This is a genomic window from Streptomyces sp. MH60, from assembly GCF_002939385.1.
Classification (GTDB): domain Bacteria; phylum Actinomycetota; class Actinomycetes; order Streptomycetales; family Streptomycetaceae; genus Streptomyces.
This window is the reverse complement of record NZ_MULI01000077.1, coordinates 1-15,429: the sequence shown is the minus strand read 5'-3', so window position 1 is coordinate 15,429 and position 15,429 is coordinate 1. Positions and strand designations below refer to the sequence as shown.

At 72.3% G+C, this 15,429-nt stretch carries 20 protein-coding genes; 14 read left to right on the top strand and 6 right to left on the bottom strand.

Going from position 1 to position 15,429, the window contains the following annotated elements; all coding sequences use genetic code 11:
• The 3 genes from BZZ08_RS31655 to BZZ08_RS31645 are packed head-to-tail and all read right to left on the bottom strand — an operon-like array spanning position 1 to position 1,029.
• Complete coding sequence (locus BZZ08_RS31655) at positions 1-363, bottom strand: DsrE family protein (protein ID WP_104635647.1); 363 nt, start codon at positions 361-363, stop codon at positions 1-3.
• Positions 364-391: 28 nt separating this feature from the next.
• Positions 392-640: a hypothetical protein gene (locus tag BZZ08_RS31650; protein ID WP_104635646.1), complete on the bottom strand. Its 249-nt coding sequence runs from the start codon at positions 638-640 to the stop codon at positions 392-394.
• The gene (locus tag BZZ08_RS31645; protein WP_104635645.1) at positions 637-1,029 is read right to left on the bottom strand and encodes a hypothetical protein; all 393 of its coding nucleotides are present in this window, start codon (positions 1,027-1,029) and stop codon (positions 637-639) included. The genes BZZ08_RS31650 and BZZ08_RS31645 overlap by 4 nt, the downstream gene beginning before the upstream one ends.
• Before the next feature lie 170 nt (positions 1,030-1,199).
• Between BZZ08_RS31645 and BZZ08_RS31640 the strand changes: the two genes are divergently transcribed.
• The 5 genes from BZZ08_RS31640 (at position 1,200) to ygfZ (ending at position 4,501) form a co-directional block, all read left to right on the top strand.
• The gene (locus tag BZZ08_RS31640) at positions 1,200-2,042 is read left to right on the top strand and encodes a helix-turn-helix domain-containing protein (RefSeq protein ID WP_104635644.1); all 843 of its coding nucleotides are present in this window, start codon (positions 1,200-1,202) and stop codon (positions 2,040-2,042) included.
• Positions 2,024-2,317 (top strand): DUF397 domain-containing protein, encoded by a 294-nt coding sequence (locus tag BZZ08_RS31635; protein WP_104635643.1) that lies wholly within the window; start codon positions 2,024-2,026, stop codon positions 2,315-2,317. Before BZZ08_RS31640 ends, BZZ08_RS31635 begins: the two co-directional genes overlap by 19 nt.
• A gap of 169 nt (positions 2,318-2,486) precedes the next feature.
• Positions 2,487-3,062: an FABP family protein gene (locus tag BZZ08_RS31625; RefSeq protein ID WP_104635642.1), complete on the top strand. Its 576-nt coding sequence runs from the start codon at positions 2,487-2,489 to the stop codon at positions 3,060-3,062.
• A gap of 15 nt (positions 3,063-3,077) precedes the next feature.
• Positions 3,078-3,515: a Fur family transcriptional regulator gene (locus tag BZZ08_RS31620; protein WP_052842947.1), complete on the top strand. Its 438-nt coding sequence runs from the start codon at positions 3,078-3,080 to the stop codon at positions 3,513-3,515.
• A 20-nt stretch (positions 3,516-3,535) separates the two neighbouring features.
• Positions 3,536-4,501 (top strand): CAF17-like 4Fe-4S cluster assembly/insertion protein YgfZ, encoded by a 966-nt coding sequence (gene ygfZ / locus BZZ08_RS31615; RefSeq protein ID WP_104635641.1) that lies wholly within the window; start codon positions 3,536-3,538, stop codon positions 4,499-4,501.
• 8 nt (positions 4,502-4,509) lie between these two features.
• Here the strand turns inward: ygfZ and dtd are convergent, their stop codons facing one another.
• Positions 4,510-4,935 (bottom strand): D-aminoacyl-tRNA deacylase, encoded by a 426-nt coding sequence (gene dtd, locus BZZ08_RS31610; RefSeq protein WP_104635640.1) that lies wholly within the window; start codon positions 4,933-4,935, stop codon positions 4,510-4,512.
• Positions 4,936-5,113: 178 nt separating this feature from the next.
• On the opposite strand from dtd, the gene BZZ08_RS31605 reads away from it, so the two are divergent.
• From BZZ08_RS31605 to BZZ08_RS31595, 3 genes are all read left to right on the top strand, one after another.
• Entirely contained in the window at positions 5,114-5,767 is a 654-nt protein-coding gene (locus tag BZZ08_RS31605; protein WP_104635639.1) for an RsiG family protein, read from the top strand.
• Positions 5,768-5,857: 90 nt separating this feature from the next.
• Positions 5,858-6,868, top strand: a complete 1,011-nt coding sequence (locus BZZ08_RS31600) for an asparaginase (protein ID WP_104635638.1) — start codon at positions 5,858-5,860, stop codon at positions 6,866-6,868.
• Positions 6,869-6,927: 59 nt separating this feature from the next.
• Positions 6,928-8,184 carry a GNAT family N-acetyltransferase gene (locus BZZ08_RS31595; protein ID WP_104635637.1) on the top strand — a complete coding sequence of 419 codons (1,257 nt, stop codon included), beginning with the start codon at positions 6,928-6,930 and terminating at the stop codon, positions 8,182-8,184.
• Between the two features lie 195 nt (positions 8,185-8,379).
• On the opposite strand, the gene BZZ08_RS31590 is transcribed toward BZZ08_RS31595, so the two are convergent.
• Complete coding sequence (locus BZZ08_RS31590) at positions 8,380-8,565, bottom strand: hypothetical protein (RefSeq protein ID WP_104635636.1); 186 nt, start codon at positions 8,563-8,565, stop codon at positions 8,380-8,382.
• A 153-nt stretch (positions 8,566-8,718) separates the two neighbouring features.
• On the opposite strand from BZZ08_RS31590, the gene BZZ08_RS31585 reads away from it, so the two are divergent.
• The gene (locus BZZ08_RS31585) at positions 8,719-9,630 is read left to right on the top strand and encodes a winged helix-turn-helix domain-containing protein (protein ID WP_104635635.1); all 912 of its coding nucleotides are present in this window, start codon (positions 8,719-8,721) and stop codon (positions 9,628-9,630) included.
• A gap of 9 nt (positions 9,631-9,639) precedes the next feature.
• Here BZZ08_RS31585 and BZZ08_RS31580 read toward each other — a convergent pair whose 3' ends face one another.
• Positions 9,640-9,828, bottom strand: coding sequence for a hypothetical protein (locus tag BZZ08_RS31580; protein WP_104635634.1), 189 nt, complete (start codon positions 9,826-9,828; stop codon positions 9,640-9,642).
• Positions 9,829-9,993: 165 nt separating this feature from the next.
• On the opposite strand from BZZ08_RS31580, the gene BZZ08_RS31575 reads away from it, so the two are divergent.
• The 5 genes from BZZ08_RS31575 to BZZ08_RS31555 all read left to right on the top strand — a co-directional run.
• Entirely contained in the window at positions 9,994-10,869 is an 876-nt protein-coding gene (locus BZZ08_RS31575; RefSeq protein ID WP_104635633.1) for a winged helix-turn-helix domain-containing protein, read from the top strand.
• Complete coding sequence (locus BZZ08_RS31570; protein ID WP_104635632.1) at positions 10,818-11,666, top strand: HAD family hydrolase; 849 nt, start codon at positions 10,818-10,820, stop codon at positions 11,664-11,666. The genes BZZ08_RS31575 and BZZ08_RS31570 overlap by 52 nt, the downstream gene beginning before the upstream one ends.
• Before the next feature lie 158 nt (positions 11,667-11,824).
• Complete coding sequence (locus tag BZZ08_RS31565; RefSeq protein WP_104635631.1) at positions 11,825-12,934, top strand: phosphotransferase; 1,110 nt, start codon at positions 11,825-11,827, stop codon at positions 12,932-12,934.
• A 9-nt stretch (positions 12,935-12,943) separates the two neighbouring features.
• Positions 12,944-13,573: a TetR/AcrR family transcriptional regulator gene (locus tag BZZ08_RS31560; protein WP_104635630.1), complete on the top strand. Its 630-nt coding sequence runs from the start codon at positions 12,944-12,946 to the stop codon at positions 13,571-13,573.
• A gap of 24 nt (positions 13,574-13,597) precedes the next feature.
• On the top strand, positions 13,598-15,429 hold a 1,832-nt coding region (locus BZZ08_RS31555), incomplete at its 3' end, for a HelD family protein (protein WP_104635629.1).

Sequence of the window (15,429 nt, the reverse complement as noted above, 5' to 3'; positions counted from 1 at the left end):
TCAGTAGACGAGTGCCTGTGTGTCGTCGGCCAGTGCCTCCTGCACGAAGACCTGGGCGCCCGCGATCCGTACGCCCTCGATGACGTCCTTCTCGGTGAGGTCGCGCCGGGCCGCGCACTGGGTGCACAGCGTGACCCGGCCGCCCGCCAGGAGGGAGTCGAGCAGGTCGGGCAGCGGCGCGGCGTGCGGCAGGTCGAACTCGGCCGCACGCCCCGGCACCGCGAACCACGCGGACTCCCCGGTCAGCCACAGTGACACGTCGACCCCGCTGGCCACGGCCACCGCCGCCACCGTGAACGCCTGAGAACACCGCTCGGGCGCGTCCGCCCCCGCCGTCACCTTGATCACGAGCTTCTTCGCCATGCCGGAAGCGTAGCCCGCGCGGGCGGCGTCAGACCGCGAAGGTGATCGTCACCAGCAGCGTCGCGACGCACAGGACGGTCAGCAGGCCGCTGACCGTGGCGCCGTCCAGCCTGACGTGCGGCCGGGACCGCGCGGGTTTCGGCGCGGGCTTCGGCGGGTGGTCCGGGTGGAACGGGGGCATCGCGAAACCGGGGGAGAGGGGGGTCAGGTCCCGCCGGGGCGAGAGCCGCTGCGCCCGCCTGCACTCCTCGTAGGGCAGTCCGCCGTCGTACGTCATCCCTCGTGCTCCTTGCGCTGGTGCTGGCGCAGCAGGACGTTCGCGTCCGTCACCGCGCTGTGGTCGAACGCCGCGCGTGCGGTCTCCCGCCGGTCGGCCAGCCAGGCGCACGCGTCGCAGCCCGGCACCGGCAGAGGCGGCCGGTCCGGTCCTCCGGGGGCCGGGGGCATGGCGAGGGTGCGGTCGTTCGCGGCGCGCAGGCTCGCCCCGAGGCGCTCGCGATCGGTCGCGGGGCGCAGCGCGGCCGGCTCCGCCTCCCACTCCCGGCCGCCGCCGAGGGGGCGGAGCAGCACGCGCGCCCCGCTGCGGCCCCGGTATTCACCGACCTTGGCGGCGGCGGTGTCGTAGAGCACGGTGCCGGGCTCGTAGGTGGCCGGTTCTGTTCTCACGGGTCCGCTCCTTACGTCAACATCTATACGGAATGCGACAGTTGCCCTACTCTGCGTAGTGGTGGGCAGTACGAGCATGACCCACGGCGGGGACCGCCAAGCCCGGAACGGCCGCTAGTGCCACACCGGGCGCTCCAAATTCCACAAATTCCACAGCCGGGAGGGGTGCGGTGCCGCAGCGGAGGGCGATCACGGGTCGCAGTCAGGAGCCGAGGGCGCGGTTCGCGGAGGAGCTGCGGCTGCTCCGGCACCGGCGGGGCGTGTCCTTGCGGGGCGTCGCCGAGGTGGTGGGGTGGGACGCGTCCCAGTTCGGAAAGCTGGAGAACGGCCACACGCTGGGCGGCCCGGAGATCGTGGAGGCGCTGGACCAGTACTACGGCACGGGCGGCATGCTGCTCACGCTGTGGGAGCTGGCGGTGGCCGATCCCACGCAGTTCCGCGAGCAGTATCGGCGGTACATGATCCTGGAGGCCGAGGCGATCAGCCTGTGGCACTACGCGGTGAGCGCACCGCCGGGCCTGCTCCAGACCGCCGGGTACGCGCGCGAGGCGCTGGCCGTGGGCTGGCTCAAGGGGCCTGAGCTGGAGCAGCAGGTCGAGGCCCGTCTCGGTCGTCGGCAACTGCTGGACGGGGAGGCGCCACCGCCGTTTCGCGTCATCCTCTCCGAGGCGGTTCTGCGCACGTCGCTGCGCGACGTGGAGGCGTGGCGGGAGCAGTTGGCCCACTTGGCCGAGATGGCCGAGCGCCCGAGCATCACCCTCCAGGTGCTGCCGTTCCGTGCGGGCCCGCACGGCCTGATGAACACCGCGGTGATGTTCCTGCGGCTGCCGAACGGCCGCGTCGTCGCCTACTCCGAGAACGACCTGCGCGGTGAACTGCTGGAGGAAAACGCCTCAGTTGAGCTGCTGCAACGTAGGTACGATGCGATGCGGGACTTGGCGCTGTCACCGGCCGAGTCGCGCGAGTTCATCCTGCGGACGTTGGAGGAAGCGCCATGCGAGTCGTCGATCTGAGCGCCGTCTCTTGGCGTAAGAGCAGCTACAGCAACACGAGCGGGGGCGACTGCCTAGAGGTCTCCGACGATCTCCTCCGCGCCGCCGACTGGCGCAAGAGCAGCTACAGCAACACGAGCGGCGGCGAGTGCGTCGAGGTCGCCCCCAACCTCCCCTCCCTCGTCCCCGTCCGGGACAGCAAGGACCCCGCTCGCGGAGCCCTCCTGTTCGCCGCGCCCGCGTGGGCCGCCTTCCTGGACGGAGTCCGGCGAGAAGAGCCGAGGTGGGCCGCGTAAGCTGGGGGCGGCCCTGTCGTATGCCCCCCGCTCAAGGAGCACCCCGTGGAGATCTTCTTCGAAGCCCTGCTGGTCCTGGTCTGCGTCGGCGTTCTCGCCTTCGCCGGTCTGACCGTGAAGAAGCTGTACCAGGGCCAGCGCTGATCACCGACGCCAGGAAGTACCGCTCATGATCGAGATCCCGTCCGACCTGCACAAGGACCTTGTCCCGCTCGTCTTCCTGCTGGGCGACTGGGCCGGCGCGGGCGTGCACGACTTCCCCGGTGCCGAGAAGTGCAACTTCGGCCAGGAGGTCTCCTTCACCCACGACGGCCGGGACTTCCTGGAGTACCAGTCGCACACCTGGGTGCTGGACAACGACGGCAACAAGGTCCGTCCCCTGGAGTCCGAGCACGGCTTCTGGCGCATCGACGCGAACCGCAAGGTCGAGGTCACGATGACCCGCGACGACGGCGTCATCGAGATCTGGTACGGCGAGCTGGCCGACCAGAAGCCCCAGATCGACCTGGTCACGGACGCGGTGGCCCGCACGGCGGCGTCGAGTCCCTACACCGGCGGCAAGCGGCTGTACGGCTACGTCAAGAGCGACCTGATGTGGGTCGGCGAGAAGCAGACCCCCGAGGTCGAGCTGCGCCCCTACATGTCGGCGCACCTGAAGAAGGTCGTCACCCCGGACGACGTCGAGCGCTGGGCCAAGGCCCTGCCGGACGACATGCCGGACGACGGGATCGCTTTCTTCAAGTAGTCCTAGACTCGTGGTGTGGTGAGCACCGACTGGAAGAGCGACCTCAGGCAGCGTGGCTACCGGCTGACCCCCCAGCGGCAGCTGGTGCTCGAAGCCGTGGACACCCTGGAGCACGCGACCCCCGACGACATCCTCGGCGAAGTGAGGAAGACGGCGTCGGGGGTCAACATCTCCACCGTGTACCGCACGCTGGAGCTGCTGGAGGAGCTGGGGCTGGTCAGCCATGCCCACCTCGGGCACGGTGCGCCCACCTACCACCTGGCCGACCGGCACCACCACATCCACCTGGTCTGCCGGGACTGCACCAACGTGATCGAGGCCGACCTGTCGGTGGCCGCCGACTTCACCGCCAAGCTGCGCGAGCAGTTCGGCTTCGACACCGACATGAAGCACTTCGCGATCTTCGGCCGGTGCGAGAGCTGTTCCCTGAAGGGTTCAACTACCGAGTCGTAAGCGAGTCGTAGGCTGGGCGTATGAAGAGCCCCCTGCTGTCCCTGCCCGGCGCCGTTCCCGCCGAGGGAGTGGACGAAGGCGTCGCCGCCCACTACGGCGACCTGTTCCGCGAGCAGCGTGCCCTCGCCGACGGCACCGGCTTCGTCGACCTCTCCCACCGCGGTGTCGTCACCGTCACGGGCGACGACCGGCTGAGCTGGCTGCACCTGCTGCTCACCCAGCACGTCAGCGACCTGCCGGCCGGCCAGGCCACCGAGGCGCTGATCCTCTCCGCGAACGGCCACATCGAGCACGCCCTGTACCTCGTCGACGACGGCGCGACCGTCTGGGCCCACGTCGAGCCCGGCAGCCAGGAGGCGCTCATCGCCTACCTGGAGTCGATGAAGTTCTTCTACCGGGTCGAGGTCGCCGACCGCACCGCCGACACCGCCGTCGTGCACCTGCCGGCCGGGTCGATCGCCCCGGCCCCCGAATCCGCCGCCGTCCGCGAGACGCCGTACGGCCGTGATCTCTTCCTGCCGAGGGAGGAGCTGGAGGCGTTCGCCGCCCAGGCCGGGCCCGCGGCCGGGATCCTCGCCCACGAGGCGCTGCGGGTCGAGCAGCACCGCCCCCGCCTCGGCTTCGAGACCGACCACCGGACCATCCCGCACGAGCTGGGCTGGATCGGTACGGCCGTGCACCTCCAGAAGGGCTGCTACCGCGGGCAGGAGACCGTCGCCCGGGTGCAGAACCTCGGCAAGCCGCCGCGCCGGCTGGTCTTCCTGCACCTGGACGGCAGCGAGGTGCACCTGCCGCCGAACGGGGCGGAGATCCGTCTCGCGGACGACGGGCCCGACGGCCGGAAGGTCGGGTTCGTCACCACGTCCGCGCGCCACCACGAGCTGGGCCCGGTGGCCCTCGCCCTGGTGAAGCGGAACGTGCCGGTGGACGCCCGGCTGATGGCCGAGGAGACGGCGGCCGCGCAGGAGACCGTCGTCGAGCCGTAGGGCCCGCCTCAGACCTCGACGAGGACCGTGAACGGGCCGTCGTTGGTCAGCGACACCCGCATCTGCGCGCCGAAACGTCCCGTCGCCACGGTCGCGCCCAGCGCGCGCAGCCGGGCGACGACCTCGTCGACCAGCGGTTCGGCGAGGTCGCCGGGCGCGGCGGCGTTCCAGGTGGGGCGGCGGCCCTTGCGGGCGTCGCCGTAAAGAGTGAACTGGCTGATCACCAGCAGCGGGGCGTCGAGGTCGCTGCACGACTTCTCGTCGTGCAGGATCCGCACCGACCAGAGCTTGCGGGCCAGCTGCGCCGCCTTCTCCTCGGTGTCGTCGTGGGTGACGCCGACCAGGACGCACAGGCCCTCGCCGTCGATCGCGCCCACGGTCTCGCCGTCCACGACGACGCTCGCGCCGTCCACCCTCTGCACCACTGCACGCATCCCGTCATGATGCCGTGCGCCCCCAGGGCGCCGGGGGGCGGGGCCGTAGGGGGTTTCTTTTCGCTGCGAACCCCCCATCTGGGGCCGATCGGGTCCGATCGGGGGCACTCGGTCACATAGCGGCCACTTGGGGTGGCACGATGCTCCCAGGCGCCGGGCGAGGGGACGGTTGAGGCACATGAGCACACCGAGTACGGGGCGGTCGTTCGGGACTGCCGCGTTGACATCTCCGAGTGGCCGGGGAGGTCCGGGCGGCCCGAGTGGTCCTGAGGCGCCCCGGCCGCCCGTGCAGCGCACGGACAGCCCGGAGCTGCCGGCCGACCCGCCGGAGCGGGACCTGGCCGCGCTGAGCCTGCCGGAGCTGCGCACGCTGCGCCGGGACGCCCAGCGCGAGGAGGCGGACCTCAGCTACGTACGGCGGCTGCTGCAGGGCCGTATCGACATCCTGCGCGCGGAGCTGGCGGGGCGCGGGCCGGCCTCGTCGTCGTCCGTGGTCACGGCGGCGACCGGGTCGGTGGTGGAGCGGCTGTCGGAGATCCTCGCCGACGCACCGGCCCGCCAGCGTTCCTCCGCCCGGCATGTGACGCTGGGCACCCCGCGCAGCGAGGAGTGCCGGCGGCTGGCCGCGGAGATGCTGGGCGAGGTGGAGCTGTCCGACCTGACGGCCCGCACCGACGTCGAGCTGACCGCCGGCATGGGGCGGCTGGTGCGCTACGAGCAGCAGGTCTCCCGGAGGCGGCAGCGGCTCCAGCGCACGGCGGACGGCTGCAGCGCGGAGATCGCACGCCGGTACCGTGAAGGGGAAGCACAAGTCGACGACCTGCTCGTGTGACACGGGGGGCGGCCATCCGCGCCGCCTCCGGGGCCCGGTGATCCCGGGCCGTCGCAGCGGGGGGTCGCCCGTTCCGGAAGGCCACCGCCGATGCCCGCGCCCCAGCCGACGCACCCGTCGCACACGAACCAGTCCGCGCCCACGTCCGCCCTGTCGCCCGTCGTGCCGCCCGTCCTCGCCGAGGTCGTCCGGTCCGGTTTCGTCGAGGGGCGGCACCGGGGCAGCCTGGTGGTGCTGGGCGCCGACGGGGCGGTGGAGCTGGCGCTGGGCGAGGTGACGGCGCCGGTCTTCCCCCGCTCCTCCAACAAGCCGATGCAGGCGGCGGGCGTCCTGCGGGCCGGCCTCGACCTCGCGGGGGAGCGGCTGGCGCTGGCCGCCGCGAGCCACTCCGGAGAACCGTTTCACCGGGATCTGGTCCGCAAGATGCTGGACGAGTACGGCCTGGACCCGGCGCTGCTCCAGTGCCCGCCCGACCTGCCGCTGGACGCCGAGGAGCGGGAGACGTACCTGGCGTCGGGCGCCGTGCCGGACCGCGTCACCATGAACTGCTCCGGCAAGCACACCGCGATGCTGGCGGTCTGCGCGCAGCGGGGCTGGCCGCTGGAGACCTACCTCGACCCGGAGCACCCGCTCCAGCGGATCATCCACAAGGTGGTGGAGGACGCGGCGGGCGAGCCGGTCGCCGCGGTCGGCACCGACGGGTGCGGGGCGCCGCTGATGGCGATCAGCCTGGTCGGGCTGGCCCGCGCCTTCCGGTCCTTCGTCGGCGCCGAGCCCGGTTCGGCCGAGCGCCGGGTCGCCGACGCGATGCGCGCCCACCCCGAGTACGTCGCCGGCAGCCGCCGCGCGGACACCTGGCTGATGCGCGAGGTGCCCGGCACGCTCTCCAAGATGGGCGCGGAGGCCGTCCAGGCGGTGGCCCTGCCCGACGGCCGCGCCCTCGCCTTCAAGATCGAGGACGGCGCGACCCGGGCCCTGGGCCCGGTGCTGTCCCGCGCCCTGTCGCTGCTGGGCGTCCAGGGCCCGGTCGTCGACCGCATCGGCCACGCGCCCCTGCTGGGCGCCGGCCGGGAGGTGGGGGAGATCCGGGCGTCCTTCTGACGTCCACGGCCCCGTTAATCCCCGCGACGCAGGTGGGGGCGTCGGCCTACCGTGAGCGTATGAGCCGCCGTACCGAGACAGACGTACGTCCCATCACCGAGGCCGAGTTCCCCGACTGGAACCGGGCCCTGAACACCGGGTTCCTGCAACCGCCCCTGGTGCCCGAGGAGCAGTTGGAGGCGCGGCGCCGGCAGTTCGTGCCCGGCCGGCTCCTCGGTGCCTTCGACGGCGACCGGTGCGTGGCGACCTTCCGGTCCTTCGACCAGGAGCTGACGACCGTCGGCGGCGCCGCGGTCCGGGCCGACGCGGTCTCCAACGTCACCGTCACCCCGACCCACCGCCGCCGCGGCCTGCTCACCCGGATGATGGCGCAGGACCTGGCCGCGGCGAAGGAACGCGGGGACGTGGTCGCGACGCTGATCGCGGCGGAGTACCGGATCTACGGCCGGTACGGTTTCGGCCCCGCCACCACCATGACCGAGTGGACGGTCGACGTGCCGCGCACCGGTCTCGACGCGCGCTGGGCGGCCCCGGAGGACGGCGGCCGGATCGACCTCGTGGACGGCGCTGACGTCCGCAAGCTCGGCCCCGAGCTGCACGAGCGGCTGCGCCGGGCCCAGCCGGGCGCGGTCAGCCGGGCCGAGCTGTGGTGGCAGGCCCGGACCGGCGTCGTGGACCTGAACGGCACGTCCTGGACCGAGCCGTACTACGCCCTGTACCGCGCGGCGGACGGCGAGGTCGAGGGCCTGGCCTCGTACCGCACCGACGACCGCTGGGGCGACGCCAAGCAGCCACTGAACACGGCGACCGTCGACTGGCTGCTCGCCGTGACCCCGGCCGCCGAGCGCGCGCTGTGGCACTACCTGTGCTCGATCGACTGGGTCCAGACGGTGAAGAGCGGCTGGCGCTCCCCGGACGACCTGCTCCCCGGCCTCCTGCCGGACCCGCGCGCGGCCCGCATCACCACGCAGGCCGACTGGCTGTGGGTGCGGATCCTGGACGTCGCCGAGGCGCTCACGGCGCGGACGTACGAGGGCCGGGGGTCGGTGGTGCTCGACGTGGTGGACCGGGGAGGGCTCGCCGGCGGGCGGTGGCGGCTGGAGGCGGGCCCGGACGGCGCGTCCTGCGCGCCGACCACCGAGAGCGCCCATCTCGTGCTCGACGTGGCGGAGCTGGGGGCGCTGTGGCTGGGCGACGCCTCGGCCGTACGGCTGGCGGCGCTCGGCCGGGTGCGGGAAGAACGAGCGGGCGCCGCCCGTGTGGTCGACGCCCTGCTGCGTACGTCCAGGCGGCCTTGGTGCCCGGACATGTTCTGAGGTGACTCCCTTCCGCCGGTGACGGTGGACCTGCGCATCCGTAGCGCGTGCTCTTCGAAGCGCTCTGCGAAGGGCTCCTCGAAGTTCTTTCGACGTGCTCTTCAGTTGTGGTTGTGGTTGTTGTGCGTGGTGCCTACCGACCGGCCGGGCTCCCGGCTCCCCTCCGGAAGGGGGCCCGGCCGTCAGTACGTCGGTTCAGCCGGACTGGGCGAGCAGCATCACGAGGATCACCGCACCCACACCGCCGATCATGGTGTTCTTCGCCTTGATGCCGATGGAGAGCGCGACGAACGCGATGATGCCCATCGGCCCGTACCTCCATTGCACGAGCTGCTCGAACCCGATGGCCAGAGCCGCGACGACGATGGCGATGAGCGGCATGGTGGTCCCCCTGTCACCGTGGTGGCCAACCCCCGTGAGGCTCGACCACGTTGCTCAAGTTGGCTGCCAACTTCACTGTACTTATCTCCGCTTGGAAGCGTCTCATAACCACCTTTCCGCGAACTGCCAAAAGATGGCGAGAAGTTGTAGGGTTTGGTCGTGGAGCCGGAACGCGCCCCCGTCAACGGGCGGAAGAGACCGCAGCGGCCACAGCCAACCCATCGTGAGGTGGCCGACGAGCTGCGCGCCCGGATCAGGTCCGGTCGGCTGCGGCCGGGTCAGCGCATGCCCACGCAGGCCCAGTTGGCCGAGGAGTTCGGTGTGGAGCGCGGCGCCGTCCGCCAGGCCCTGCGCATCCTCCAGTCGGAACGTCTGCTCACCAATGTGTCCAAGGGGAGCCCCGCGACCGTCGCGCCCGACCTGTACGGCCCCCAGGCCGGCCCGGAGGCGCAGCCGATGCCCACCACGGTGGCGCTCGCCTCCCGGATCGCGGCGGCCTTCGCCGCCGAGCACGTCGAGATCGACGCGCTGTGCCTGACCTCCGTCTCCCTCACCCTCGCCCTCGGCGAGCCGCTGAGCCAGATCCACGCGGGGCGACTGAAACCGGCCAAGGTCGACGTCCGGGTCCTGCTGCCGAGCAGCGACATCGACCTCGCCTTCCCGGTGGCGGTCTCCGGCGGCGCGGCGGGCGGGCCGGTGCACCGGCGGTGGCTGGCGATGCGCAACGCCCAGGGGCAGGTGCTCCGGCACAACCTGCTGAGCCTGCGCGCCACGCACGGCATAGACGTGCGTGTCTCCTTCCGCGCGCTGCCCTTCACACCCCCGATGAAGCTGTACGTGCTCAACGGCAGCGAGGCACTCTTCGCGTACTACACCCTCAGCCGGCGCGAGCAGGAGATCGACCACGAGCGGCTGGAGATGTACGACGCGGAGGGCATCCGCTCGACGCTGTTCGCCTTCGAACAGGGCGGTGGCCTGCGCGACGGCGTGTTCGTGAAGCAGTCCCGGCTGTGGTTCGACGCGCTGTGGGGGACGATCAGTTCGGAGCTTCAGCTCATGACCTGACCGCCCCCGTCACAGCGCGGGACCCGCGACCAGGAGGGCCAGCAGCACCGCTCCGGCGGAGCTGACGGAGGGGCTCTTGGCCTTGATGCCTATGGTGAGCAGGAGCAGGCCGACGATGCCGGTGGCACCGTACTTCCACTGGACGATCTGCTCGAAGGCGATGACGAAGACCGCTGAGACCAGGGCGAGGACGGGCATGGCCTTCCCCCCTTCGGGAAGTTCGATGAGCACGACGTTCGGGAAGGTAAACTTTCGCCAACCATGCGAAGTTGGCAACCAACTCTGCCTATGTTGTCCCCACTTGGCTACTACCTATAAACAAGTTTCAAACAACTCCCTGTAGGTAGGTCGAAGTTGTAGCGTTTGGTCGTGACTCAGGAGAACGTGTCCGTGAACGGCAGCAGAAGGCTCTCGTCCCAGGAGATCGCCGAGGTCCTGCGGGAACGGATCCGCGGGGGAGACCTCAAGGCGGGCGACCGCCTGCCCACCCAGGCCGAGCTGGCCGAGGAGTTCGGCGTGGAGCGCGGCACCGTCCGCCAGGCCCTGCGCGCGCTCCAGGACGACGGCTTGCTCACCAACGTCAGCAAGGGCAGCCCGCCCCGCATCGCCGAGCCCGCCACACCGCGGGCCGAGCCGCAGCCGACGATGGTGGCCCTGGGACCGCGCCTGGCGGAGGCGTTCGCGGCACCGCGCGTGCGGGTCGACGTCGTCTGCCACACCTCGGAGACGCTGATGCTGGCCCTCAGCGAGCCGCTCCGCCTGATCCACGAGGGCCGCATCCACCCCGAGTCGATCGACTTCCGCGTGCTGATGCCCTCCCGGGACATCGCACTCGCCTTCCCCGTCCTGGTCGAGGACGAGGAGGACGACCCGGTCCACCAGCGCTGGCTCCAGATGCGCAACGCCCAGGCCCGGGTCCTGCGGCACAACCTGCACGCCGTGCGCTCCACCCACCGCGTCGACGTGCGCATCGCCTTCCGCGCCCTGCCGTTCACCCCGACGACCAAGCTCTACCTGCTCAACGGCGAGGAAGCCCTCTTCGGCTACTACATGGTGACCCGGCGCGAGGAGGAGTACGAGAGCCGGACGCTGGAGATGTACGACGCGCTCGGCTCCCAGTCGCTGCTGTTCTCGTTCCTGAAGCGGAGCGGTCGCCGGGAGTCGGTGTTCGTGGAGGAATCACAGAAGTGGTTCGACGCCCTCTGGGAAACCATCACCACGGACATGACACTCTCCTAGTGACTTCCGATATGGATCAGACGGAACCGGTGAGCGGGCGGACCGGGCGGGCCGAGCAGTCCGAACAGAACGAGCGGTCCGAGCAGTCCGAGAGCCTGCGGGAGCTGGTCGTGGGCGCCCGCGTCGTCCTGTGGGACTTCGACGGCCCCATCTGCAGACTGTTCGCGGGTTACTCGGCCGACCGGGTGGCGGGTGAACTGGTGGACTGGCTGGAGGGGCTGGGCCTCAAGGAGCTGCTCACCCAGGAGGAGCAGGTCCACCCGGACCCGCACGTCCTGCTGGGCGCGGTCAACCGCAGGCGCCACCGCAGCGACCTGGTCGCCGACTTCGAGGAACGGCTGACCCGGGAGGAGCTGCGCGCCGTGGCCACCGCGTGGCCCACCGCGTACGCGGACCCGCTGATCCGCACCTGGTCGGCGCTGGACGTCGGCCTCGCGATCACGACCAACAACTCGCCGCGCGTGGTGAGCGAGTACCTGGCCACCCGGGGCCTGCTGGACTGCTTCGCCCCCCACATCTACGGCCGCACCCAGGAACTGCACCTGCTCAAGCCCGACCCGTACTGCCTCAACCGCGCCCTCAACGCGATGGGCGTCGCCCCCGCGCAGGCCCTGATGGTCGGTGACACCACTTCCGACCTGACCGCCGCCCGCCGGGCCGGTGTGCCCTTCCTGGGCTACGGCCACAACGAGCGGAAGGCGAAGATCCTCCGGGAGGCGGGCGCGGAAACGGTCGTGCACTCCTTGCAGCCGGTGCTGCGGCTGCTGTGGGAGGCGGCGGGACCGGCTCGCACCTGACCGGTCCCCGGCGTCGCACACGTGCTCCCGCGTTCGCCGGGTGGTGGGACGACGCGGCGGCGTTCGACGGGGTTCGGTGGGGACGGCGGGGGCAACAGGAGTACCGTTTTCCCACTCCTGCACCTCCGCATGGGTCCAAGGCGAGAGAAAAACGGTAGATGTCGCCTGAATCGGCCTCCCCCGCCCGGCTCCGTGCCGTCGAGGTGAGCGGTGACGAAAGTACGGTCGAGGGCCCGCTGCGCGGCTACCACCACGAGACGTACGTGGTGCCGCTGCCCGGCGCGGCGGGTGCCGCGGGCACGGCCCGCTGGAAGTGCCGGGAGCCGCGGAGCAACCTGCTCTGGTTCGACCGCCGGTGCTTCGTGTCGGAGGAGCAGCTGCTGTGTGCGCTCCAGGGCCGGATCACCGGCGTACCCGACGTCTTCGAGCTGGACGGGCTGCCGCCCCTGCAACGGTTCGTCGAGGGCCGGACCCTCGGATCGCTGTACGGGGCCGGCCGGACGGTGCCCGACCGGTTCACGCGGCAGATCCTGCGGCTCTTCGGCGAGACGGCGGCCGTGACGTCGCCGACCCTCCCGGTGGCCCGGCGGTGCCGTGCCGAGGACCGGCCGCCGGACGGCGACACGGACGGCTTCATGGAACGGCTCGTCTGCTTCACCGAGCAGCGCGTCTACGCGGAGAACCTGCCGCGCTTCGGCTCCCTCTTCGCGGCACTCGGGCTGGACGACGACGCCTTCAAGCGGCTGCGCAAGCACGTCGCCGGGCTGCGGGAGCGGCCGTTCTGCCTGCTCCACGCCGACCTGCACCGCGAGAACCTCGTCGTGGACGCGGACCGGCGGCTGTGGACCATCGACTGGGAACTGGCGATGGTCGGCGACCCGCTCTACGACCTGGCCACCCACCTGCACCTGATGCGCTACCCGTCCCCGCAGCGCCTCCGGGTGGTGGAGGCGTGGCGCCGCACGGTCGAGGCCGCGCGCCCCGGCGGCTCGTACGGCTGGCGGCAGGACCTGGAACGGATCGTCGGCTACAAGCGGGCCCAGTCCGTCTTCACCGACGTCATCCGGGAAGCCATCTCGCTCGGGCGGCAGGCCCGGTCGCCCGGTCCCGGCGTCCGGCTCGCGGCCGCCAGGCTGCACGGCATCCTGGCCGACGCCGCCCCGCCCCTCGGGCTCGAGTCGGTGCCCGACGCGGCGGCGATCGGCGCCGCCCTCGTGCGGTGGGGCCGCGCCCACGCGGACGAGGGGCCCCCGCCGGACACCGCCTAGGCTCGCCCCATGAACGCCCCCGGTCTGCGCGAACGCAAGAAGCAGCGGATGTTCCGGACCCTGTCGGACACCGCCGTCGCACTCTTCCTGGAGAAGGGTTTCGACGCGGTGTCCGTCGCGGAGGTGGCGGCCGCGGCCGAGGTCTCCAAGCCGACGCTCTTCCGGTACTTCCCCGCCAAGGAGGACCTGGTCCTCTACCGCATCGCCGACCACGAGGACGAGGCCGCCCGGGTGGCGGGACAGGGGCCCGAGCCGATCGACGCGCTGCGGCGGCACTTCCTGGCGGGTCTCGAGCGGTGCGACCCGGTGACCGGGCTCAACGACCACCCCGCCGTCCTCGCCTTCCACCGGCTGCTCTACGGCACCCCCGCCCTGGTCGCCCGGATGCACACCCAGCTGGAGCGGTCCGAGGCCGCGCTCGCCGAGGCGCTCGGCGGTGACCTGGAGGCCAGGCTGGCGGCCGGGCAGATCATCGCCGTACAGCGGATCCTCGCGCTGGAGAACTGGCGGCGGATCGCCGGCGGGGAACGGGTGGAGGACGTGCGGGGCGACGCGGTGGCGGCGGCGGAGCGGGCCTTCGCCGGGCTGGCGGCGGGACTGCCGAAGTTTCGTGGTGGAGTAAAAAATGTAACTCAGTAACGCCTTTCCTCTATGCTTGCCGGAATGACGTCGACCGACACCGCCCTCCAGCGCGCCCTCGACCGCGAGCGCGCCCACCACGACCGCTGCCGGACCGTCCTCGCCGCGATGGTCGAGGGCGCCCAGGAACACGTCGTCACCGGCGAGGACGTCTCCGCCTCCGGTGCCGACGCCGAGGTCCTCGGGTACCGGCTGCGCAGCCGGGCCAAGGAGATGCGCGACCTGCCCGAGGGCCCGCTGTTCTTCGGACGGCTCGACTTCGCCGAGGGGGAGGAGGCCGGGCGGGCGCTGCACATCGGGCGGCTGCGGATCACCGAGCACCCGGCCGCCCCGCCCCTCGTCGTCGACTGGCGGGCCCCCGTCTCCCGCGCCTTCTACCAGGCCACCGCGGGCGACCCCCGCGGCGTGGCCGTCCGTCGCCGCTTCGGCTGGGCGCCGGGCAGCCGCGGCGACCGGGCCGACCTCACCGGCATGGAGGACGAGCACCTCGGCCGGGGCGAGTCCCGGGCCAGCGCCATCGTCGCGCGGGAGATCGAACGGCCCCGCGTCGGACCCATGCGGGACATCGCCGCCACCATCCAGCCCGACCAGGACGACCTGGTCCGCGCCGGCCTGGGCACCACCGTCTGCGTCCAGGGCGCCCCGGGCACCGGCAAGACCGCCGTCGGCCTGCACCGCGCCGCCTACCTGCTCTACACCCACCCGCGGCGCATCCAGCGGGGCGGACTGCTGATCCTCGGCCCCAACCCGACCTTCCTCTCCTACATCGCCGAGGTGCTCCCCGCCCTCGGCGAGAGCGGCGTACGGCAGTCCACGCTCGCGCGGGAGATCGCCCGGCACCCCGTCACCCGGACCGACGACGCGCGGGCCGCCGCGCTCAAGCACGACCCCCGGGCGGCCGAGGTGCTGCGCCGCGCCCTGTACGCGCGCGTGGACCCCGGCGCCGCGGGCGACCTCGCCGTACCGGACGGCTCCTACCGCTGGCGGGTCCCGGCCGAGGCGCTGGCCCGCATCGTCGCGGACGTACGCCGGGAGCAACCGCCGTACACCGTCGGGCGCGAGCGGGTCAGGGCCCGGATCGTGCGGTACCTCCAGGAGCGGGCCGAGCGGCGCGCCGGGCCGCGGACCAACGCCTGGCTGCGCCGCGTCGAACGGGCCCGGCCGGTCGGCGCGGCCCTCGACGCCGTATGGCCGCGGGTGCGCCCGGAGGAGGTCCTCGCGCCGCTGCTCGGCGACCCGGGCGAGCTGGCGAGGGCGGCCGAGGGGGTGCTGGACGACGACGAGCAGCGAGCCCTGCTGTGGACGGGGCGGGCACCGCGGTCGTGGAAGTCGGCGCGCTGGTCCGCCGCCGACCTGGTCCTGCTCGACGAGGTCGCCGGACTCCTCGAACACCCCGAGGGCTGCGGCCACATCGTCGTCGACGAGGCCCAGGACCTCTCCCCGATGGAGTGCCGCGCCATCGCCCGCCGCTCCGCCTTCGGTTCGCTCACCGTCCTCGGCGACCTGGCCCAGGGGACCACACCGTGGGCCGCCCGGTCCTGGCGGACCGTCCTCGCCCACCTGGGCCGCCCGGACGCGGCGGTGGTGCCGCTGACCACCGGATTCCGGGTGCCGAAGAAGGTCGTGGGCCTCACCAACCGGCTCCTGGAACGGCTCGGCGTGGACGTGCCCCCGGCCCGTTCGCTGCGCGGCGACGGCGAGCTGACGCTGCGCGCGTGCGCGCCGGGCGCCGTGCCGGAGACGGTCGTGGACGCCGTACGGCACGCGCTCACCCGGGAGGGCTCGGTCGGCGTCGTCGCCGCCGACCCGGACGTGCCCGGGCTGCGGGCGGCCCTCGACGCGGCCGGCATCGCGGC